A 20,866-nucleotide genomic window follows, 5' to 3' on the forward strand; every position below is an offset into this window, starting at 1 on the left:
AAGCTTACACGCCACCGGTAAAAACCGTACCGCGCGCACTGCCCCGACGACGTGAGCATCCAGCCGATTCTGCGGTGTTCACGAAACGCGAGAAACCATTAATTTCCTGGGGCCTGACGCTAAAAAACCTGTCCAGGCACGCGCCATTTCAGTGCACGCCTGATGAGTTTTTTTATCGATAGCGAAGACATTTTTACTCATTTCGTGGACCGCGCACTTCCCCCACTATCGGCACAACGGATCGTGGACATGGCCCATCAGAGGCTATTTTGGAGGGTGCAGTGACTGACTTGAACACGTGGCAACGCCTGGCGGGACAGCAGCGCCTGATCGATGTCGCCTGTATTGACGGGCGGGCCCATACGGCCCGGGACGGCGCCACATTCGCCGTGATCAACCCCGCCACCAACGCCTTGCTCGCGCGGGTCACGGCCTGCTCGGACGTCGATATCGACAGGGCCGTGCGGGTGGCCCGCAACAGTTTCGACAACGGGCCCTGGGCCCGGATGCAGCCCAGGGAGCGCAAGGCGATCCTGCTGCGGCTCAGCGAGTTGACCCTGGCCCACCGCGAGGAGCTGGCGTTGCTCGACTCCTTGAGCATGGGCAAACCGGTCATGGATGCCTACAACATCGATGTCCCCGGCGCGGCCCAGGTCTTTGCCTGGTACGCCGAAAGCCTCGACAAACTCTACGACCAGGTGGCGCCCACCGGACCCGGCACCCTGGCGACCATCACCCGGGTACCGTTGGGTGTGATCGCGGCCGTGGTGCCGTGGAACTTCCCCCTGGACATGGCGGCCTGGAAAGTCGCGCCGGCCCTCGCGGCAGGCAACAGTGTGATTCTCAAGCCCGCCGAGCAATCGCCCTTCTCCGCCCTGCGCCTGGCCGAGCTGGCGCTTGAGGCCGGTGTGCCGCCCGGGGTGTTCAATGTGGTCACCGGCCTTGGCGAACAGGCCGGGCGCGCCCTGGGCCTGCACCCGGATATCGATGCGCTGGCCTTTACCGGCTCGACCCAGGTCGGCAAATACTTCATGCAGTACGCGGCGCAATCCAACCTCAAGCAGGTCTGGCTGGAATGCGGCGGCAAGAGCCCGAACCTGGTGTTCGCCGATTGCCAGGACCTGGACCTGGCGGCGGAAAAGGCCGCCTTCGGGATTTTCTTCAACCAGGGTGAAGTCTGCTCGGCGAACTCGCGGCTGCTGGTCGAGCGCTGCATTCACGATGAGTTCGTCGAACGCCTGCAGGAAAAGGCCCGCCACTGGCAACCGGGCGATCCGCTTGACCCGGCCAGCCGGATGGGTGCGATGGTCGACGCCCGGCAGGCCACTCGGGTGATGGATTACATCAGCCAAGCCAGTACCGACGGCGCCCGACGGGTAGCCGGTGGTGAACGGGTGACGATCAACGGCTCGAACAATTTTATCCAGCCGACACTGTTCACCCAGGTCAGCCCCGAGATGCGCCTGTCCCGTGAGGAGGTCTTCGGCCCGGTGTTGGCGATCACCGCCTTCGACGATGAAGACCATGCCGTACGGATGGCCAACGAGCATATCTACGGCCTGGCCGCGTCGCTGTGGAGCGACGACCTCAACCGCGCCCACCGCGTCGCGGCCCGCTTGAATGCCGGCACCGTCTCGGTCAATACCGTGGATGCCCTGGACGTCTGCGTGCCCTTTGGCGGCGGCAAGCAGTCCGGCTTTGGCCGCGATCTGTCACTGCATTCGTTCGACAAATACACCCAGTTGAAGACCACCTGGTTTCAGTTGCGCTGAATCCCCGGTAGTCCACCACCTCGCGGGCCGGCACCGCCGCCCGCGTCAATCCATCAACCAGCAGGGAAAAGCGCATGAAGACGCACTTCGACTATGTCATCGTCGGTGCCGGCTCCTCCGGCTGTGTACTGGCGAACCGCTTGAGTGCCGACCCGACCCTCAGCGTCTGCCTGATCGAAGCCGGCGGCCACGACAACAGCCCGCGAATCCAGACGCCGGCCGGCACCATCACCCTGTACAAGAGCAAAAAGTACAGCTGGAACTTCTTCTGCGCTCCGCAGAAGAACCTCGCCGGCCGCACCTTGCACACGCCACGGGGCAAGGCCCTCGGCGGCTCCAGCTCGATGAACAGCATGATCTATATTCGCGGCCACGCCAGCGACTATGATCGCTGGGCGCAGGCCGGCTGCCCCGGCTGGGACTGGGACAGTGTGTTGCCGTACTTCAAGAAGTCGGAGAACAACCGACTCGGCCAGGACCCGCACCGGCATGGCAGCGCCGGTGAGCTGAACGTCGAGGCCGCGCGCGATCCCAATCCGCTGTCGAAGCTGTTCGTCCAGGCCGCCGAACGCCTGGGCCTGCGCCGCAACGACGACTTCAACGGCGAGCAGCTCGAAGGCTGCGGCATCTACAACCTGACGCAAAAGGATGCCCGCCGCCTCTCCAGCTACCGGGCCTTTGTCGCACCGGTGATCGATCGTCCGAACCTGACCGTGCTGACCGACTGCGCCGTGCATTCGCTGATCCTTGAGCGGCGCACGGCCAAGGGCGTCAGGCTCGAAATGGCCGGCAGCCAGCAGACCCTGCACGCCAACCGTGAAGTCATCCTTTGCGCGGGCGCCCTGGGCAGCCCGCAGTTGCTGCTGGCCTCCGGCATCGGCCCGGCGCAGGAACTGCAAGCCGCCGGGATCCCGGTCGAGCACGACCTGCCCGGCGTCGGCAAGAATTTGCAGGACCATCTCGACGGCCTGGTCACCGTTCGCTCCAGAAGCCCGCTGACCCTGGGCTTTTCCCTCGGCTCCCTGCCCAGCATTCTCAGCGCGCCGCTGCGCTACCTGCTGGCCAAAAAAGGCTGGCTGACCACCAACTATGTCGAGGCCGGCGGCTTTGCCCGAACGCCCCTCGCAGAGATGCTGCCGGATGTGCAGTTCCATTTCGTGCCCGGTTATCGCAGCCATCGAGGCCAGCTGTTCGAGTGGGGCCACGGTTATGCGGTCCACACCTGTGTACTACGGCCCAAAAGCATCGGCGAGCTGCACCTGGACCGCAACGGCAAGCTGGTGATCGATTTCAACTTCCTCTCCGATCCCGCCGACGCCAAGGTGCTGATCGAAGGTTTGAAGCTGGCCCGGCGCATTCTCGCCGCCCCGCAGTTCGATGGCATTCGCGGTAAAGAGATGCTTCCCGGCGAGGCCGTACAGACCGATGAGCAGCTGCTGACCTACGTGCGCGACTACGCCTCGACGGTGTTCCACCCGGTGGGCACCTGCAAGATGGGCGTCGACCCCATGAGCGTGGTCGGCCCGGACTTGAAGGTCCATGGCCTGAAAGGGCTGCGAGTGGTCGACGCCTCGATCATGCCGACCCTGATCAGCGGCAACACCAATGCACCGTGCATCATGATCGGCGAGAAAGCCGCCGACCTGATCCTGCTCCGTGGCCCCCTGACCACCGCCGGCATTCGCGACAACGAGCGCCTGACCGGTTGATAGCAGCCCCCCAAGGAAAAACGCTGCCACCCGAAGCCGGGCGGCGGCGTTTTTCAGCTTGCCCGCCCGCCAGAACCCCCGCCGCAGAGGCTTTTCGCCCCAGCAGGCCTACCCAGTTTTTTCCTCTTTAGCGACGACATATTTACTCATTTTCCTGGCCCGCCACATCAGCCAATATCAATCTCGCCCCAACAGAGGCACAAGGTCCGTCAGAGACCCCAGGTTGTTCAGTTTTTGGCGTCTTGCCCCACTGCCCCGAGATATACCAACTAAAAAACCAACATTCCGGGAGTGCACAATGATCAAGTCTTTCGTCTCGCGCTGCATACGTCCACTGGCCTTGACCGCTATCGCAGCCGGCGTTGCCGGTGGTGCCCAGGCCGGCACCCTGTCGATCGGCCACACCACCTGGGTCGGCTACGGCACCCTGTACCTGGCCCAGGACCTGGGCTACTTCAAGGACAAGGGCCTGACCGTGGAACTGCCGACCATCGAGGAAGCTTCCATGTACATGGCCGCGCAGGCCTCAGGCAAGCTGTCCGGCTCGGCCTCGACCCTGGATGAAATCCTCAAGTATCGCCCGCAATTCTGCTTCAAGGCTGTCGCCGCGCTGGATGAAAGCCATGGCGGCGACGGCGTGCTGGTGGGCAAGGAGGTCAACAGCCTGCAGGAACTCAAGGGCAAGGCCGTGGCCGTCAATGAAGGCTCCGTCTCGCAGTTCTGGCTCAACTACCTGCTGAAGAACGCCGGCATGAAGATGAGCGACCTGACCATCCAGAACATGACCGCCGACGATGCGGCCACCGCCTTTATCGCCGGCCGCGTACCCGCCGCCGTGACCTGGGAACCGCACCTGAGCACCGTGCGTGAAAAACACACCGGCAAGGTGTTGATCGACAGCAGCAGTACCCCCGGGGTGATCGTCGATGTGGTGGCCTTGAACTGCGAGGTCGTCGACAAGCAGCCGGAAGATGTCAAAGCCCTGGTCGCCGGCCTGTACAAGGCGGTGAAGTACACCCAGGAACATCCGAAGGAGGCCTACGCGATCATGGCCAAGGGCGTCGGCGGCTACCTGGCGGACCCGGCGGAACTGGCCTCGGCGGCCAAGGGCGTGCGTTTCTATGACCAGGCCATGAGCGAAGCCCTGCTGGGCAGCAATGGCAGCAAAGGTGCCGCCGAAGGCGTGCTCAAGCTGGCCAACGAAACCGCCAGCGAGTTGCAAGGCAAGCCTTACAACGTCAGCTACGCCGACCTGATCGACAATCGCTTCATCACCCCGAAATAGGAGGCGGCATGTCCAAGCGTAATTCGTGGTTGAACCGCTGCCTCACGCCCAAGACCGGCTTGCCGGTCCAGGTGGTCTGGAGCGCCAGCGGACTGGCCTGGGTACTGCTGATCGGGCTCTGGGCCGTGCTGTCCTATGGCGGCGTGGTGCCGGCGATGTTCCTGCCCACCCCGGGCGCCGTGCTGGAGGCGGCGCTGCGCCTGAGCCGTGACGGCACCCTGGGGCCGCATGTCTGGGCCAGTGTGGAAGTGGTGATGGTCGGTTTTATCATCTCCTCGCTGGTGGCGGTGCCCATCGGCCTGCTGATGGGCAGTTTCCGGGTGGTGCAGGCGTTCCTCGAGCCGCTGGTCAACTTTATCCGCTACCTGCCGGTCACCTCGTTCGTGCCGCTGTTCATCCTGTGGATCGGCATCGGCCTGGAACAACGGGTCTCGGTGATTATCTTCGGGGTGTTTTTCCAGCAACTGGTGATGATTGCCGACGTGTCCAAGGGCGTGTCCAAGGACCTGGTCAACGCCTCCTACACCCTGGGTTCCAACCGCATGGATGCGGTCCTGCATGTGATCGCCCCGGCATCACTGCCGGGGGTGCTGGACACCCTGCGGGTGACCATGGGCTGGGCCTGGACCTACCTGGTGGTGGCCGAACTGGTGGCGGCCTCCAGCGGCCTGGGCTACCTCAGCCTCAAGGCCATGCGCGGCTTCCAGGTCGACGTGATTTTCCTGGCGATCGCTGTTATCGGCCTGTTGGGGCTGGTCACCGATCAATTGTTCAGACTTCTTCGCTTGAAGGTGGCCGCATGGGCTCAGTAACGGCAACATCCCCCCGGCTCGTCACGCCAATGAGCATCGCCCCCAGCGCCGCCCCGCGCCTGCGTGTCGACAGCGTCAGCCTGCAGTACAAGACGCCTTCGGGCGGAACCTTCACCGCCCTGGAGAAGGTCTCGTTCGAAGTCCCCGATCAGCAGTTCGCCGTGCTGGTCGGGCCTTCGGGCTGCGGCAAGTCCAGCCTGCTCTACCTGACGGCGGGGCTGGCCGAACCCACCTCGGGCGATATCTATGTCGGTGGCCAGTTGGTCGACGGCCCGGGGGCCGACCGTGGCATGGTGTTCCAGAGCTACACCCTGTTTCCCTGGTTGACGGTGCGCAAGAACATCGAGTTCGGCCTCAAGCGCCGTGGCATCGCTGCCGCGGAGCGCCGCGAGACGGTGGACTACTACCTGAATGAAGTCGGCCTGCTGAAGTTTGCCGATAACTATTCCAAGCAGCTTTCCGGGGGGATGATGCAACGGGTCGCGATAGCCCGCGCCCTGGCCAACGACCCGCAGATCCTGCTGATGGATGAGCCCTTTGGGGCGCTGGACAGCCAGACGCGCCTGCAGATGCAGCAACTGTTGCTCAAGGTCTGGGAGCACACCAAGAAGACCGTGCTGTTCGTGACCCATGATATCGACGAAGCCATCCTGCTGGGTGACCGCATCTTCGTCATGGGTGCCCGGCCGGGGCGGATCAAGGAGGTGCTGGACGTTCCAATAGGCCGGCCGAGAACCCTGGACATGGTCATGGACCCGGGGTTTATCCGGATGAAGCGGGAGATCTTTCATCTGCTGCATGATGGGCCGCAAGATCACCAGGCCGGTTAAGAATCAGGCAGGGCGCTTTTCCCGAGGATGAGAAAGCCCAATCGTAACCGATTGGGCCGAATCAATACGGTGACCGCTGTATGACGTTTTGTCAGTCAATCTGTATCTAACAGGCTCGCATCGCCCCCTCTATTATCCTGCGCACCACCCAGGTGCCTCGAGGAGCTACGCCATGCCCGAACTGTCCAACCTGCTTGCCTACGGCCTGATCTCACTCGGCATGGTGCTGACGCCCGGGCCGAACATGATCTATCTCATCTCGCGCTCGATCTGCCAGGGGCGCATGGCCGGGCTGATTTCCCTGGGCGGCGTGGCCTTGGGTTTCGTCGTCTACATGTTTTGCGCCGCATTGGGCATCACCGCCCTGCTCCTGGCGGTTCCCTACGCCTATGACGTCCTGCGTCTCGGCGGCGCGCTCTACCTGCTCTACCTGGCCTGGCAGGCGGTCAAGCCCGGCGGCCGCTCGCCGTTCCAGGTGCGCGACCTGCCCAAGGACAGCCCGCGCAAACTGTTCACCATGGGCTTTGTCACCAACCTGTTGAATCCCAAAGTCGCGGTCATGTACTTGTCACTGTTGCCCCAATTCATCGACCCCGTCGGCCACGACAGCGTGCTGACGCAATCCCTCGTACTCGGTTTTACCCAGATCGTCATCAGCGTCAGCGTCAACGCGCTGATCGCTGTGATGGCGGGTTCCATCGCGGCATTTCTCGCCAACAGGCCAGTGTGGCAGATCGTGCAACGCTGGCTGATGAGCACGGTGCTCACAGGCTTGGCCGTGCGCATGGCCGTCGAGGGGCGGCGCTAAAGCCGGCTGTTTGCGCTTGAACGCAAAAGGGCGACAGCCATCAGCCCCCCTGACCGATCAGGATATCCTCGAAGAACGCCCCCACCGCTTCGGTGGGATGGCAGAGCTGGATTTCCAGGACCCAGACCATCTCACTCGGCACGATCTCCAGTTCAGCCAGCTTCTCCTGCCCGAACAAGGCGTGGGGGAAGTCGGCGATGCGGTGCCCGGCCAGGTTTCGCTCCAGTCGCCAGCCCTTTGAGTCCGCGCTGCGTTCGGCGAAATCATAGAGCTCGCGGCCGGTCAGCCCCTGGTGCCAAGCCTCGCGGGTTTCGTCGAACACTTCATGCAATGCCTTGACGCAGTCCTGGTGCAGCGGATGTTCGCCGAAGACGAAGGTGTCGCCGTAATCGCCTTCATAACCGTCCCACACCGGGCCGAGATCGACCACGGCGATATCGGTCGCGCGTAGCTTGCGCTGCGGATCGATGCCCTGGCGTGGCGTGCGCACGGTATCGTCGCCAAAACGGATATAGGTCGGATGCCAGGTGTGGGACGCGCCCATGGCCTGCAACTGCTGATTGGCCATCTCAAGGGCCTCGGCGGTGGTCATCCCGACCCGCAGTTGGCTGGCGATCAAGGCCAGGGCGCGGACCGATTGCTCGCGGGCGGCCAGCATGCCATCCAGGGAATAACGCGGACCGACTTTTTCCCAGACCGGATCCAGCGGCTTGGGCGCCGACCCGGGCAGCGACACGCCGCTGGGCACAAAGGCCTCCGCGACAAAACGGTGAGCCGGCACGCCCGCCGCGAGGCAGTGCTCGCGGACATCGCGGATCATCGCGCTGTTACCGCAGGCATAGACCTGGGCATCCGCCCAAGGATGCGCCCGCTCAAAAGCAACCTGCTGCACCCGGGCCTCTGACGACAGCACCGGGTACCAGACAAACCCGGGATACTCGATGCGCGCCTGGTCCAGGAACTCGCGGTCGTAAAAGTCCCCGGGCTGCGAGCCGCCCCAGTACAACGTCACCTCGGTGCCCCGGGCCAGCGCGGTCAGCAGCAGCGGCTTGATCCCGGCGTAGCCGGTCCCCGTGGCAAACAACACCACGGGCCGAGCGTCCTCGTGCTGCCAGGTGCAGGCACCCAAAGGGCCTTCCAGCTTCAGCGTCTGACCGACGTCCAGCGTCGCCAGGATCTGCTCGGAAAAAACGCCGCCAGGGACCCGGCGGATATGAAAGACCAGTTGGCCGCAATCCTGCGCTGGGAGATTGGCAATGGAGAAACACCGACTGTCGCCATCGTCGAGACGAAACCGGACGTACTGGCCGGCGCGAACCTCAACCGCTTCCAGGGTTTCCGGCATCAGCACCAGCTCGGTGATATCGGAGCTCAGTGCACGCTTGCCCAGGACCCGTACGGGGATTTCCAGCTTGGGCGTGTCCAGCGACCAGCCGGGGATTTCCAGGCGCATATCGGCGCAGGCGTGGCTCTGGCACAACAACATTTCATCGGCGGCCAGCGGATAGGAAGGTGCCGGAGCGTCCGCAGCCAGGAGCTTGTCGCGGTACTGCCCGGCCACGACCTTGACCTTGCACGAACCACAGGCCCCGCGACGACAGGAGAACGGCACCGACAGGCCACTGGCGAGCATGGCGTCGAGCAACAACTCGTCACCGGCTTCGAAGGTTTTGCCCGAGGGCGACAACTCAATGACATGGCGTGCGTTCATAAGGACCTCGGGGGTGAATGTGCGCCAATTGTTGCGTTAGACTAGGACCATTAAAACCTCCAGTTTTGGATAGTTCAGATGGTCCAGATGCGTAAATGGCGCCCCTTGCTCAACCTGGAGGGAGGCGAGACTCAAGCGTCCTACCGCAAGATTGTCGAAGGCCTGGTGACCGCGATTGTCGACGGACGCCTCACGCCCGGGACCTTGCTGCCCGGGACGCGGGAAATGGCGCGCTTGCTCGACGTCAACCGCAAGACCGTGATCCTGGCCTACGAGGAAGCCATGACCAAGGGCTGGCTGGTCAGCGAACCGCGCCGGGGCACCTTCGTCAACGCGCAACTGGCCCCCACGGCCACGCCCCGCAGCGCCCCGCCCGCCTTCGCGCTGGAACTACGGGCACAACCCGCCGTGCCGTATTTCACCCCGGGCCAGCCGGCGACGGCACTGCAACAGCATCCCGGCGCGCTGTTCTTCGACAACGGCGCCTGTGACCACCGTTTGCTGCCGCAAGCCGTCCTGCATCGCTATTACCGCAACGCGCTGCGCAAGAGCTTCGTGTCCAATACCGTGCGTCACGGCAGCGACGGGACCAGTCATGCGCTGCGCCGGGCGCTGGCCGAGATGCTGCGCAACAATCGCGGCCTGGCCGTCGAGGCCGAGCATATCTGCCTGACCCAGGGCGTGCAGATGTCGCTGTACCTGACCGCCAGCGCGCTGCTGGAGCCCGGTGACGTGGTGCTGGTGGAGCGCCTGAGCTATCCGCCGGCGTGGGAGATCTTCCGTAAACTGGGCGCGCGCCTGGTGACCGTGGACCTGGACAGCGAAGGCTGCCGGGTCGATCAGATCGACGCGCTGTGCCGGCTGCACAAGGTGCGGATGATCTATCTCACGCCCCATCACCAATTCCCCACCACCGTCAGCCTGCATGCCGGGCGTCGACAACAACTGCTGGCCTTGGCCAGGCAGCATGATTTCTGCGTGATCGAGGAAGACTACGACTACGAGTATCACTTTGACGGTCGCCCCTACCTGCCCCTGGCCAGCGACAGCGCTCAGCGCCATGTGATTTATATCGGCTCGCTGTCCAAGTCGCTGGGCTCGACCTTCCGCTGCAGCTATGTGGTCGCGCCCGGCAATGTGATCGAGGTGCTTAACCGCAACGCCGCGCTGACCCTGGGCCACGGTGACGCGGTGTCGCAGCAGATGCTGGCGGACCTGATCAATGACGGTGAACTGAAAAAGCACCTGCGCCGAGTCTCGAAGGAATACCGCCAGCGTCGGGCAATCCTCCACCGTTGCCTGGTGGAGGGCTTTGGCGAGCGCATTTCGGTGCAGGAGCCCGAAGGCGGCCTGGCACTGTGGGTGCGTTTCACGGACAAGATAAACGTCGGCCAACTGGTGGAGAAAGCCCTGGAGTTCGACCTGGTGGTGCGTAACAGCCGCCAGTTCGCGCCCACGGATCAACCGGAGAATGCATTACGCCTGGGTTTTGCCTCACTGGATCGCGATGAAATCCGCGAGGCCACGCGGCGTTTGGCGCAGGCGGCCCAAGCCATCGCCGGCTAGATGCCGTGCCCACTGGCTTGACCGTCCGCACCATCGCCAAGGAACAGCCAGAAGATTTCGTATACCATCTGCACAACTCATTGCGAACGATCAGAACCGTGGCCCTACCAAAACTCAACGCTCCCGACCTCGGCAACTCGCCTTCGACGTCGGAAATCATCACCCGCCATCTGCGCGACGCCATTGTCGCCGGGCACTTCGCCGAGGATGAGCCGATTCGCCAGGACGATATCGCCCGGCAGTTCAACGTCAGCAAGATTCCGGTGCGCGAAGCCCTCAAGCGCCTGGAGGCCGAAGGCCTGGTGATGTTCCAGCGCAATCGCGGGGCGATGGTCACCCGGGTGTCGGATGCGGAACTGGCGCAGATGTTCGAAGTGCGCATGCTGCTGGAAGACAAGGCCCTGCGCCTGGCGATTCCGAACATGACCGAAGAAACCTTCGCCCGTGCCGAACGCATCTGCCAGGAATTTATCGGTGAAGATGACGTCGGTCGCTGGGCCGAACTCAACTGGGAACTGCACGCCTGCCTCTACGAACCGGCGCAACGGCCGTTTCTGGTGGGCCTGATCCGCTCGGTCAACGACAAGCTGGAACGCTACCTGCGCATGCAGATGAGCCTTTCCGCCGGCAAGGAACGCGCCGACCACGAACACCGGGAAATTCTCGCGGCCTGCCGCGCAGGCGATGTGGATCGCGCGGTGACGCTGCTTGACGAGCATATCGCCGGCGTCTGCAAGACCCTGTTCGAGCATCTGCCCCACAGCCATTGACGGTATCGCGTACTGTGCTGATTTCGTCATCGGCACAGGCTAAAACCCTCAAGCCGCCGCGCCCCTCTCCAGGCCACTCTGTCCGTCACTTATCGGAACGGACGTGGCCCTCCCATGAAACGCATCAGCGTGATCGACTCCCACACCGGCGGCGAACCCACCCGCCTGGTGATCGCCGGTTTTCCTGACCTGGGCAACGGCAGCATGGCCGTGCGCCGGCAGCGGCTGGCCGAACAGCACGATCAGTGGCGCGCGGCCTGCGTCCTCGAACCACGGGGCAGTGATGTGCTGGTCGGCGCCCTGCTCTGTGAGCCGGTGGACCCGAGCGCCTGTGCCGGGGTGATTTTCTTCAACAACACCGGTTACCTCGGCATGTGCGGCCACGGCACCATCGGCCTGGTGGCCTCCCTGGCGCACCTGGGCAGAATCGGCCCCGGCACCCACAGCATCGAGACACCGGTGGGCACGGTGCAGGCGACCTTGCACGACGACCATTCGGTGAGCGTGCGCAACGTCCCGGCCTATCGTTACCAGAAAGCCCTGGCGCTGGAGGTGTCGGGTATCGGGGAGGTGGTTGGCGATATCGCCTGGGGCGGCAACTGGTTCTTCCTGATTGCCGAGCATGGCCTGGATATCGCCGGCGATAATCTCGAGGCCCTGACCGCCTATACCTTCGCCGTCCAGCAAGCCCTGGAGGCCCAGGGTATTCGCGGTGAAGATGGCGGGCTGATCGATCATATCGAGCTGTTCGCCGATGACGCCCACGCCGACAGTCGCAACTTTGTCCTCTGTCCCGGCAAGGCTTACGACCGCTCCCCTTGCGGCACGGGCACCAGCGCCAAACTGGCGTGCCTGGCGGCCGACGACAAGTTGCAACCGGGGCAGATCTGGCGTCAGGCCAGTGTGATCGGCAGCGAGTTCGAGGGTTCCTACGAGCATCAGGGCGAGCGCATTGTGCCGACCATTCGTGGCCGCGCCTTTATCAGCGCCGAGGCCAGCCTGATCCTCGAACAGGACGACCCCTTCGCCTGGGGCATTCGCCCGTGAACGAGGGCCGGGTAGCCGATGTGATCGTGATCGGCGCCGGTATCATCGGTGCCGCCTGTGCCCAAGCGCTGGCCCGGCGTGGCTTGCAGGTCCTGGTGCTGGACGCCGGCCTGCCCGGGGCGACTGCGGCGGGCATGGGGCATTTGCTGGTGCTCGACGACAACCCGGCCGAACTGGCCCTCAGCCAATACTCCCTGCAACGCTGGCGCGAAACGGCCCCGACGCTACCCGACCGTTGCGCCTACCGCAGCAACGGCACCCTGTGGCTGGCGGCCAATGCCGAAGAAATGGCCGTCGCCCAGGCTAAATACCTGAACTTGCAGGCCCAGGGCGTGGCCTGCGAGTTGATCGGCGGCAACGCCTTGCGCCAGTGCGAACCCGAATTGCGCGAAGGCCTGGAAGGCGGGCTGCTGATCAATGGCGACGGCATTCTCTATGCCCCGGCGACGGCCCATTGGATGCTCGCAAGCGCCCATATCCGCCAGCGTCGGGCGCGGGTCAGTGAAGTCGACGGCAACCGTGTGCGCCTCGACGACGGTCACTGGCTGCAGGCCGATGCGGTAATCCTGGCCAACGGCGTCCAGGCCAGCGAACTGTGCCCGGAATTGCCGATCGTGCCGAAAAAGGGCCACTTGCTGATCACCGACCGTTACCCCGGAAAAGTCACCCATACCCTGGTGGAACTCGGCTACGTCACCAGCGCCCACAATGCCAGCGGCCCTTCGGCGGCGTGCAATATCCAGCCGCGTCCGACCGGGCAATTGTTTATCGGCGCCTCACGGCAATTCGGTACCACCGACCCGCAGGTCGAAGGCTGGATGCTCGCGAAAATGCTCAAGCGCGCCATCGAATACATGCCCGGGCTGGCGCAACTCAATGGCATCCGCGCCTGGACCGGCTTTCGCGCCGCCAGCCCCGACGGTTTGCCGCTGGTGGGCCAGCACCCGCAACGCCAGGGCTTGTGGCTGGCCGTCGGGCACGAAGGCCTGGGGGTGACAACGGCACCCGGCACCGCCGACCTGCTGGTGGCGCAATTGTTCGATGAAACGCCGCCGCTGGCCGCACTGCCTTATCTGCCGCAACGTTTTCTCGGGGAGCCGGTTTATGCCTGAATTACTGCTGGACGGCCACGTTCTGAAGGTTGCCGAAGGGACCAGCGTCGCCGCCGCCTTGGCGCTCGGCGGCGACGGTTGCAGCCGCACATCGGTCAGCGGCCAACGCCGCGCGCCCCTGTGCGGCATGGGCATTTGCCAGGAATGCCGGGTGAACATCGATGGACGCCGTCGTCTGGCCTGCCAGACGCTGTGCCGTGACGGCATGCGCGTGGAGACTCAAGCATGAGCGAATACGCCGATCTGCTGATTATCGGTGCAGGTCCCGCCGGTATGGCCGCCGCCCTCGCCGCGGCGCCCAGCGCTGCACGCATCGTCATCCTCGACGACAACCCGCTGCCCGGCGGGCAGATCTGGCGCGACGGACCTCAGGCCACGTTGCCGAAGCAGGCCCACCGTCTGCGCGAGCAACTGGAGAACCACAGCAATATCCAACGCCATGCCAGCACCCGGGTGATTGCCTGCGCCGGTCCGAAACAGCTGCTGGTCGAAGACGATGAACGCGGCTGGGTGATTGTCTACGACAAACTGATCCTGTGTACCGGCGCGCGCGAATTGCTGCTGCCCTTCCCCGGCTGGACCCTGCCCGGCGTCACCGGTGTGGGCGGGCTCCAGGCGTTGATCAAGGGCGGATTGCCGGTGCGGGAAGAGCGCCTGGTGATCGCCGGCAGCGGCCCCTTGCTGCTGGCCAGCGCCGCGACGGCCCGACACAACGGTGCCCGGGTGCTGCGTATCGCCGAACAGGCGAGCACCCGCGCCGTCGCCGGTTTCGCCGCGCAACTGCCGCGCTGGCCGGACAAACTGCTGCAATCGTTCAGCCTGTTCGACCACCACTATCGAACCGACAGCCATGTACTCGCCGCCCTGGGCACAGATCGCCTGGAAGGCGTGCGCCTGCAACAGCAGGGCAAAATCGTCGAGCTGGCCTGTGATCGTCTGGCCTGCGGTTTCGGCCTGATCCCCAATACCCAGCTCGGCCAAGCCCTGGGCTACGCACTCGATGGCCAGGCCCTGGCGGTCGATACCTGGCAGGCCGGCAGCCGCGCCGATCATTACGCGGCGGGCGAATGCACCGGTTTCGGGGGCAGTGAGCTGTCCCTGGTCGAAGGTGCGATTGCCGGGCATGCGGCGGTCGGTGAACGTCCGCAGGCCCAGGCGTTGTGGCCGTTGCGGACACGCTGGCAGGGGTTTGCCAAAATCTTGAACCAGACTTTCCGCCTCAAGCCGACACTCAAATCACTGGCCCAGGCCGACACCCTGGTGTGCCGCTGCGAAGATGTACCCTACTCCGCACTGGCAACACACGCCGACTGGCGCGAGGCCAAACTGGCCACTCGCTGCGGCATGGGCGCCTGCCAGGGCCGGGTCTGCGGCGGTGCGGTGCAGCACCTGTTCGGCTGGCAACCTTCGGCACCGCGCCCGCCCTTCAGCCCGGCGCGGATCGAGACCTTGCTATGCCTGGACGACGCGCCGCCGGCCTGAATGCCGGCCCGGGGCTTCCGGGCCCGGCGCCGAGCCTCTATGATCCAGACGATCGCCCCCAGGCTTCCAGCACCATGTATGCCTCGCTCAGCCACTTCAAACCCTGCGATCTGCCGACCCTGTTGAGCAGCTTGCAGCCGATTGCGCCGCTGCTCGATACCCTGTCGGACGTGGTGTTTTTCATCAAGGACAGCGAGGCCCGCTACGCCTTCGTCAACCAGACCCTGGCCCGGCGCTGCGGCTTCAAGGAGAGCGCCGAGCTGCTCGGGCGCACTGCCGACATGGTCTTCCCGGAACGCTTCGGCCCGCTCTACACCGCCCAGGATCGCCGGGTGCTGTCGAGCGGTCGCGAGCTGGCCGATCAACTCGAACTGCACCTCTATTACGGCAACCAGCCGATCTGGTGCCTGACCCATAAACTCGCGCTACTGGATACCCAAGGTCATATCGTCGGCCTCGCCGGGATCTCCCGGGATTTGCAACTGCCGCAGTCCAGCCACCCGGCCTTCCCCAAGCTCGCCGCCGTGGATGCCCATATCCGCAGCCACTTCGCCCGGCCCATCAGCCTGGCCGAACTGACGGCGATTGCCGGGTTCTCGGTGGCGCAACTGGAGCGTCACTGCAAGCGGGTGTTCCAACTCACCCCACGGCAGATGATTCACAAGGCGCGCCTGGAAGAGTCCTCGCGACTGTTACTGGACACCGACTTGCCGATCACCGAGATCGCCCTGCGCTGCGGTTACACCGACCACAGCGCCTTCAGCCGCCAGTTCCGCGCCCTGACCAGCCTGGCGCCCAGCCAATACCGCGACAGTCGTCGCTGAGCCTCCCCCCCTTGAAACCACACAACACTGTTGTGTGGTTTCACTGTGGGAGCGGAGCTTGCCCGCGAAGAGGCCCTTGAGGCCGCCAAAAGCTTCGCGGGCAAGCTCCGCTCCCACAATGACATTGAGTCGGCGCTGGCTGGAGGCGGTGTTCCTTTAAAGGGCGTTGCCGCGAAAACATGCTCCCTTCTGTAACACCCTCTCCCCCTCTATCGGCGAGCACCTGGCCCCCAGCTCCCTGACAACCCCTCTAAGCCGAGGACCGACAAAGAATTCATGTTCTGACGTTGAAACAGGCACAGTCATTGCTAATCTAATATCGTATACGAAATTCCTAATACGACAGCCAACACCACTCACCGATAACGAGGTCTCCATGAAAAATCCCGTTTTTGCCGCAGCGCTCAGTGTGGTTCTCAGTTCGTCCTTTATCGCCACGGCCCAGGCCGACAAGCTCGACGACATCATCGGTTCGGGCAAGCTGCGTTGCGCCGTGACCCTGGATTTCCCGCCGATGGGTTCCCGCGATGAGAGCAACAAACCGGTGGGTTTCGACGTCGACTACTGCAATGACCTGGCAAAAGTCCTCGGGGTCGATGCCGAGATCGTCGAGACACCGTTCCCGGATCGGATCCCGGCACTGGTCTCGGGCCGTGCCGACGTGATCGTCGCCTCCACCTCCGACACCCTCGAACGGGCCAAGACCGTTGGCCTGTCCCTGCCCTACTTCGCCTTCCAGATGGTGGTCCTGACCCGCACCGACACCGGCATCAGCAAATACGAAGACCTCAAGGGCAAACCGGTCGGCAACACCAGCGGCACCTTTGAAGCCCTCGCCCTGGAAAAAGACCAGAAGAGCTGGGGCACCGGCAGCTTCCGCGCCTACCAATCGCAGAACGACACCATCCTCGCCGTCGCCCAGGGCCATATCGACGCCACCGTGGTCACCAACACCGTGGCAGCCGCTACGCTCAAATCAGGCAAATACAAGAACCTGAAAGTCGCCGGCAACGCGCCGTACGTGATCGACTACGTCTCGCTGGGGGCCAAGCGCAACGAGTACGGCCTGATCAACTACCTCAACCTGTTTATCAACCAACAGGTGCGTACCGGACGTTACAAGGAGCTGTTCGTCAAATGGGTCGGGACCGAGATTCCGCCGACCGACCTGACCGTGCCCCACGTCTACTACTGAGGAAAGCTGAATGCCCAGCACGCCCACTTCCCTGCCAGGACGCAGCCTGGTCGAAGGAGCCGCCCAAGGCCCCTTGCTGTTCGCCGACGTCGGCCTGAGTTTCTGGGGCGGAGTCGATCCGTTCAGTGGCGAGGTGATCGATCGCCATCACCCCTTGAGTGGCGAACACCTGGCCGGCCGCGTGCTGGCGCTACCCAGCGGTCGCGGCTCCTGTACCGGCAGCAGCGTCATGATGGAGTTGATCAGCAACGGTCATGCGCCGGCAGCGCTGGTATTGGCCGAACCGGATGAAATCCTGACTCTCGGCGTGCTGGTGGCCCAGGTGATTTTCGAGCGTTCCCTGCCGGTGCTGTGCATCGGCCGGGAGGCCTTCGCCGCCTTGCGCGGCCGGGCCTTTGCCCGGGTAGAAGGCAGCCGCCTGACGCTCTTCGACGAGACACCCGCCGATCACTGGCAGGCACCGACCACACCGGTGCAGGCACAACCTGCGGCAAACCGCGTCGCCCTCAGCGAACACGACCTCGCCCTGCTGGACGGCCAGTATGGCAAGGCCGCCCAGGTAGCCATGCAAATCATCCTGCAAATGGCCGAACTGCAAGGCGCACCCGCCTTGCTGGACGTGACCCAGGCGCATATCGACGGCTGCATCTATACGGGCCCGGCGAGCCTGCGCTTTGCCGAACAACTGGTGCAATGGGGCGCGCGCGTTCGCGTCCCGACCACCCTCAATTCCATTTCCGTGGACCAGCGCCGCTGGCGCGAATTGGGCGTCGCCCCGGCTCTCGGTGTACCCGCCAGTGCCCTGGGCGATGCCTATATGGCGATGGGCGCGCAGCTCAGCTTCACCTGTGCGCCCTACTTGCTCGACAGCGCGCCGAAGGCCGGCGAACAGATCGTCTGGGCCGAATCCAACGCCGTGGTCTACGCCAACAGCGTGCTCGGCGCCCGTACCCAGAAGTACCCGGACTACCTGGATATCTGCATTGCCCTGACCGGTCGCGCGCCGTTGATCGGCTGCCATCTGGACGCCCAGCGCAAGGCCCGGCTGCAAATCGAACTGCCCGCCCTGGGTGAGTTGGACGACTCGTTCTATCCGCTGCTCGGTTATCACATCGGTGCCCTGTCCGGCAGCCGGATTCCCCTGGTGCTCGGGTTGGAACAGCGCCAACCAAGCCTCGACGACCTGAAAGCCTTCGGCGCGGCCTTCGCCACCACGTCCGCGGCGCCGCTGTTTCATATCGCCGGGGTGACCCCGGAAGCGCTCGATCCGACCCAGGTGCTGGAACCGGGTGTTGTGCTGCCGGTGGAAAAAATCCGTCTGCCAGACCTGCTGCTGAGCTGGCGTGAACTCAACAGTGCCCGTGACCCACGGGTGGAGGTGGTGTCCCTGGGCAACCCGCATTTTTCCCTCAGCGAATTTGCCCATCTGGCCCGTCTGTGCCGGGGTCGGCACAAGCACCCCGACGTGGTCCTCGCCATCACTTGCGGGCGCGCGGTACTGGAACAGGCCCGCGCCGCCGGGCATATCGCAGCGATCGAAGCCTTCGGCGCGACCCTGGTCACCGACACCTGCTGGTGCATGCTCGGCGAACCGGTGATTCCGCCGGCCGCCACCACCTTGATGACCAACTCGGGCAAGTACGCCCACTACGCCCCTGGCCTGGTGGGGCGCAAGGTGCACTTCGCCAGCCTGGCCGAATGCGTCGACGCCGCCTGCACCGCCAACGCCAGCGGGCGCTTGCCGGCCTGGCTGGCACCGGCCGTCCCACAGGAGACTCCCGCGCATGTTTGATTACACCTTCCAATGGCGCGCGGCCCTGCGCGCCTTGCCGGATATGCTCAACGGCGCCCTGGTCACCTTCGAGACCGCCGCCTTGTCGATGATCTTCGGCGTGCTGATCGCCCTGGCCCTGACGGTGATGCGCGAAACCAGGAATCCGTTGCTGCGTGGCATCGGTAACGGCTGGGTATCGATTGCCCGCAACACCCCGTCGCTGTTCCAGATCTACATCCTCTACTTCGGCCTCGGCTCGCTGGATCTGCATGTCAGTTCATGGTTCGCCCTGCTGGCCGGGATCACCTTCAACAACGCCGGTTATCTCGCGGAAAACTTTCGCGGCGGCCTCAAGGCGGTGCCCGATACCCAAGTGCGCGCCGCACGGTCACTGGGCATGAGCGCCTTCCAGGCCTACCGGATGATCATCGTCCCGCAGTTGCTGCGCATCGTCTTCTATCCGCTGAGCAATCAGATGGTCTGGGCGGTGCTGATGACCTCCCTGGGGGTGGTGGTCGGCCTGAACAATGACCTTACCGGGGTGACCCAGGAGTACAACGTCAAGACCTTCCGCACCTTCGAGTTCTTCGCCATTGCAGCGGTGCTGTATTACCTGATTGCCAAGGCGATCGTCGCGGCAGCCCGGCTGATGGCCTGGCGACTGTTCCGCTACTGAGGAGGTGACCATGTTTTCCACCAGTTTTTCCTGGAATGACCTGCTGTTCCTGCTCAACGGCGCCTGGGTCACCCTGCAACTGACCTTCTGGGCGATCCTCCTGGGCTCCGCCGCCGGGCTGCTGTTCGGCTTGTTGCGGGCGCTGTTGCCCCGCGCCAGCCTGCCCCTGGCCTGGGTGCTGGACGCGTTTCGCAGCGTGCCATTGCTGATCCAGTTCGTCCTGTTCAATTCGCTGAAAAGCATCGTCGGCCTGAATATCAGCGCCTTCAGCGTCGGCTGCATCGTGCTCGGGGTCTACACCGCCGCGTACTTCACCGAGATCGTCCGCGGTGGCGTGCTCTCGGTGCCCCTGACCCTGCGCCGGGCCAGTCGCTCCCTGGGTCTGAGCTTTCTGCAGGACCTGCGCTGGATCGTCCTGCCGATGGCCACGCGGGTGGCCTTCCCCGGCTGGCTGAACCTGGTGCTCGGGGTGATGAAAGACACCGCGCTGGTGATGTGGATCGGCATCGTCGAACTGCTGCGCGCCTCGCAAACCATCGTCACGCGCATCCAGGAACCGCTGCTGGTGCTGTGCATCGCGGGCCTTATCTACTACGTCATGAGCCTGGTGGTCGCTCGCCTCGGCGCTCGTCTGGAAAGAAGGTGGCAAGAAAATGATTGAGATCGACAACGTACACAAATCCTTCGGCGACCTGGAAGTGGTCAAGGGCGTCAGCCTGACGGTGAACAAGGGCGAGGTGGTGTCGATCATCGGCGGCTCCGGCTCCGGCAAGTCGACCCTGCTGATGTGCATCAACGGCCTGGAATCGATTCACAAGGGCAGCGTGCGCGTCGACGGCATCGAGGTCCATGACAAGGCCACCGACCTCAACCGCCTGCGGCAGAAGATCGGCATTGTGTTCCAGCAGTGGAACGCCTTCCCGCACCTCACCGTGCTGGAAAACGTGATGCTGGCGCCGCGCAAGGTGCTCGGTAAAAGCAAGCAGGAGGCCGAGGAGCTGGCGGTCCGGCAACTGACCCACGTGGGCCTGAGCGACAAGCTCAAGACCTTTCCCGGCAAGCTCTCCGGCGGCCAGCAACAGCGCATGGCGATTGCCCGGGCCCTGGCCATGTCGCCGGACTACATGCTGTTCGACGAAGCCACCTCGGCCCTTGATCCGCAGTTGGTGGGTGAAGTGCTGGACACCATGCGCATGCTCGCCGAAGACGGCATGACCATGGTCCTGGTGACCCATGAAATCCGCTTTGCCCGCGACGTGTCCGATCGCGTGGCGTTCTTTCGCAACGGCCTGGTGCACGAGATCGGCGCGCCCGACCAGGTCATCGGCAATCCCGTGCAGCCGGAAACGGCGGCGTTCCTCAAGTCCGTGAAATAAACATGATCCCTGAATAAAACACGCTCCTGTAGGAGCCAGCTTGCTGGCGATGAATGTCGCCACACCGCGATCAGTCTGATGCCACGCGTTATCGTTGACGACCATCGCCAGCAAGCT

Annotated in this window: 19 protein-coding genes; 18 read left to right on the forward strand and 1 reads right to left on the reverse strand. The window is 64.0% G+C overall.

The features are described from left to right. The first annotated feature begins 281 nt into the window (after positions 1-281). From HX830_RS25070 to HX830_RS25095, 6 genes are all read left to right on the forward strand, one after another. Entirely contained in the window at positions 282-1,772 is a 1,491-nt protein-coding gene (locus HX830_RS25070; RefSeq protein ID WP_177103262.1) for an aldehyde dehydrogenase, read from the forward strand. A gap of 74 nt (positions 1,773-1,846) precedes the next feature. Continuing rightward, complete coding sequence (locus tag HX830_RS25075; RefSeq protein ID WP_177103265.1) at positions 1,847-3,481, forward strand: GMC family oxidoreductase; 1,635 nt, start codon at positions 1,847-1,849, stop codon at positions 3,479-3,481. Between the two features lie 298 nt (positions 3,482-3,779). Next, positions 3,780-4,766 (forward strand): ABC transporter substrate-binding protein, encoded by a 987-nt coding sequence (locus HX830_RS25080; RefSeq protein WP_103499576.1) that lies wholly within the window; start codon positions 3,780-3,782, stop codon positions 4,764-4,766. Between the two features lie 8 nt (positions 4,767-4,774). Next, a complete protein-coding gene (locus tag HX830_RS25085) occupies positions 4,775-5,578 on the forward strand; it encodes an ABC transporter permease (protein WP_100941672.1) in 804 nt (267 codons plus the stop codon). Beyond that, complete coding sequence (locus tag HX830_RS25090; protein WP_177103267.1) at positions 5,566-6,408, forward strand: ABC transporter ATP-binding protein; 843 nt, start codon at positions 5,566-5,568, stop codon at positions 6,406-6,408. The genes HX830_RS25085 and HX830_RS25090 overlap by 13 nt, the downstream gene beginning before the upstream one ends. Positions 6,409-6,580: 172 nt before the next feature. Then, entirely contained in the window at positions 6,581-7,216 is a 636-nt protein-coding gene (locus HX830_RS25095) for a LysE family translocator (protein WP_100941674.1), read from the forward strand. 40 nt (positions 7,217-7,256) lie between these two features. Here HX830_RS25095 and HX830_RS25100 read toward each other — a convergent pair whose 3' ends face one another. Next, on the reverse strand, positions 7,257-8,927 hold the full coding sequence (locus HX830_RS25100; RefSeq protein ID WP_177103269.1) for a M24 family metallopeptidase: 1,671 nt from the start codon (positions 8,925-8,927) through the stop codon (positions 7,257-7,259). Between the two features lie 78 nt (positions 8,928-9,005). Between HX830_RS25100 and pdxR the strand changes: the two genes are divergently transcribed. The 12 genes from pdxR (at position 9,006) to HX830_RS25160 (ending at position 20,749) form a co-directional block, all read left to right on the forward strand. After that, positions 9,006-10,493, forward strand: coding sequence for a MocR-like pyridoxine biosynthesis transcription factor PdxR (pdxR, locus tag HX830_RS25105; RefSeq protein ID WP_177103271.1), 1,488 nt, complete (start codon positions 9,006-9,008; stop codon positions 10,491-10,493). A gap of 98 nt (positions 10,494-10,591) precedes the next feature. Next, positions 10,592-11,263, forward strand: coding sequence for an FCD domain-containing protein (locus HX830_RS25110; RefSeq protein ID WP_177103273.1), 672 nt, complete (start codon positions 10,592-10,594; stop codon positions 11,261-11,263). Positions 11,264-11,377: 114 nt separating this feature from the next. Next, complete coding sequence (locus HX830_RS25115) at positions 11,378-12,310, forward strand: 4-hydroxyproline epimerase (RefSeq protein WP_177103275.1); 933 nt, start codon at positions 11,378-11,380, stop codon at positions 12,308-12,310. Next, positions 12,307-13,422 (forward strand): NAD(P)/FAD-dependent oxidoreductase, encoded by a 1,116-nt coding sequence (locus HX830_RS25120; protein WP_177103277.1) that lies wholly within the window; start codon positions 12,307-12,309, stop codon positions 13,420-13,422. Before HX830_RS25115 ends, HX830_RS25120 begins: the two co-directional genes overlap by 4 nt. Continuing rightward, positions 13,415-13,651 (forward strand): (2Fe-2S)-binding protein, encoded by a 237-nt coding sequence (locus HX830_RS25125; protein ID WP_103499553.1) that lies wholly within the window; start codon positions 13,415-13,417, stop codon positions 13,649-13,651. Before HX830_RS25120 ends, HX830_RS25125 begins: the two co-directional genes overlap by 8 nt. Further along, positions 13,648-14,904, forward strand: a complete 1,257-nt coding sequence (locus HX830_RS25130) for an NAD(P)/FAD-dependent oxidoreductase (protein WP_177103279.1) — start codon at positions 13,648-13,650, stop codon at positions 14,902-14,904. Before HX830_RS25125 ends, HX830_RS25130 begins: the two co-directional genes overlap by 4 nt. Positions 14,905-14,978: 74 nt before the next feature. Further along, positions 14,979-15,728: an AraC family transcriptional regulator gene (locus HX830_RS25135; RefSeq protein ID WP_103499587.1), complete on the forward strand. Its 750-nt coding sequence runs from the start codon at positions 14,979-14,981 to the stop codon at positions 15,726-15,728. 376 nt (positions 15,729-16,104) lie between these two features. Further along, positions 16,105-16,923: an ABC transporter substrate-binding protein gene (locus HX830_RS25140; RefSeq protein WP_152742021.1), complete on the forward strand. Its 819-nt coding sequence runs from the start codon at positions 16,105-16,107 to the stop codon at positions 16,921-16,923. A gap of 10 nt (positions 16,924-16,933) precedes the next feature. Then, a complete protein-coding gene (lhpI, locus tag HX830_RS25145; RefSeq protein WP_177103281.1) occupies positions 16,934-18,715 on the forward strand; it encodes a cis-3-hydroxy-L-proline dehydratase in 1,782 nt (593 codons plus the stop codon). Then, positions 18,708-19,373 (forward strand): amino acid ABC transporter permease, encoded by a 666-nt coding sequence (locus HX830_RS25150; RefSeq protein ID WP_100941684.1) that lies wholly within the window; start codon positions 18,708-18,710, stop codon positions 19,371-19,373. Before lhpI ends, HX830_RS25150 begins: the two co-directional genes overlap by 8 nt. Positions 19,374-19,383: 10 nt before the next feature. Next, entirely contained in the window at positions 19,384-20,034 is a 651-nt protein-coding gene (locus HX830_RS25155; protein WP_103499548.1) for an amino acid ABC transporter permease, read from the forward strand. Next, the gene (locus tag HX830_RS25160; RefSeq protein WP_152742023.1) at positions 20,027-20,749 is read left to right on the forward strand and encodes an amino acid ABC transporter ATP-binding protein; all 723 of its coding nucleotides are present in this window, start codon (positions 20,027-20,029) and stop codon (positions 20,747-20,749) included. The genes HX830_RS25155 and HX830_RS25160 overlap by 8 nt, the downstream gene beginning before the upstream one ends. Positions 20,750-20,866 lie beyond the last annotated feature (117 nt).

It is taken from the genome of Pseudomonas gingeri, assembly GCF_013385425.1.
Taxonomy (GTDB): domain Bacteria; phylum Pseudomonadota; class Gammaproteobacteria; order Pseudomonadales; family Pseudomonadaceae; genus Aquipseudomonas; species Aquipseudomonas gingeri_D.

Bases quoted from the DNA above. Each gene is read 5' to 3' on its own strand.
- HX830_RS25075 (WP_177103265.1), top strand. From the start codon at position 1,847: ATGAAGACGCACTTCGACTATGTCATCGTCGGTGCCGGCTCCTCCGGC.
- HX830_RS25080 (WP_103499576.1), top strand. From the start codon at position 3,780: ATGATCAAGTCTTTCGTCTCGCGCTGCATACGTCCACTGGCCTTGACC.
- HX830_RS25085 (WP_100941672.1), top strand. From the start codon at position 4,775: ATGTCCAAGCGTAATTCGTGGTTGAACCGCTGCCTCACGCCCAAGACC.
- HX830_RS25090 (WP_177103267.1), top strand. From the start codon at position 5,566: ATGGGCTCAGTAACGGCAACATCCCCCCGGCTCGTCACGCCAATGAGC.
- HX830_RS25095 (WP_100941674.1), top strand. From the start codon at position 6,581: ATGCCCGAACTGTCCAACCTGCTTGCCTACGGCCTGATCTCACTCGGC.
- HX830_RS25100 (WP_177103269.1), bottom strand. From the start codon at position 8,927: ATGAACGCACGCCATGTCATTGAGTTGTCGCCCTCGGGCAAAACCTTC.
- pdxR (WP_177103271.1), top strand. From the start codon at position 9,006: ATGGTCCAGATGCGTAAATGGCGCCCCTTGCTCAACCTGGAGGGAGGC.
- HX830_RS25115 (WP_177103275.1), top strand. From the start codon at position 11,378: ATGAAACGCATCAGCGTGATCGACTCCCACACCGGCGGCGAACCCACC.
- HX830_RS25125 (WP_103499553.1), top strand. From the start codon at position 13,415: ATGCCTGAATTACTGCTGGACGGCCACGTTCTGAAGGTTGCCGAAGGG.
- HX830_RS25130 (WP_177103279.1), top strand. From the start codon at position 13,648: ATGAGCGAATACGCCGATCTGCTGATTATCGGTGCAGGTCCCGCCGGT.
- HX830_RS25135 (WP_103499587.1), top strand. From the start codon at position 14,979: ATGTATGCCTCGCTCAGCCACTTCAAACCCTGCGATCTGCCGACCCTG.
- HX830_RS25140 (WP_152742021.1), top strand. From the start codon at position 16,105: ATGAAAAATCCCGTTTTTGCCGCAGCGCTCAGTGTGGTTCTCAGTTCG.
- lhpI (WP_177103281.1), top strand. From the start codon at position 16,934: ATGCCCAGCACGCCCACTTCCCTGCCAGGACGCAGCCTGGTCGAAGGA.
- HX830_RS25150 (WP_100941684.1), top strand. From the start codon at position 18,708: ATGTTTGATTACACCTTCCAATGGCGCGCGGCCCTGCGCGCCTTGCCG.
- HX830_RS25155 (WP_103499548.1), top strand. From the start codon at position 19,384: ATGTTTTCCACCAGTTTTTCCTGGAATGACCTGCTGTTCCTGCTCAAC.
- HX830_RS25160 (WP_152742023.1), top strand. From the start codon at position 20,027: ATGATTGAGATCGACAACGTACACAAATCCTTCGGCGACCTGGAAGTG.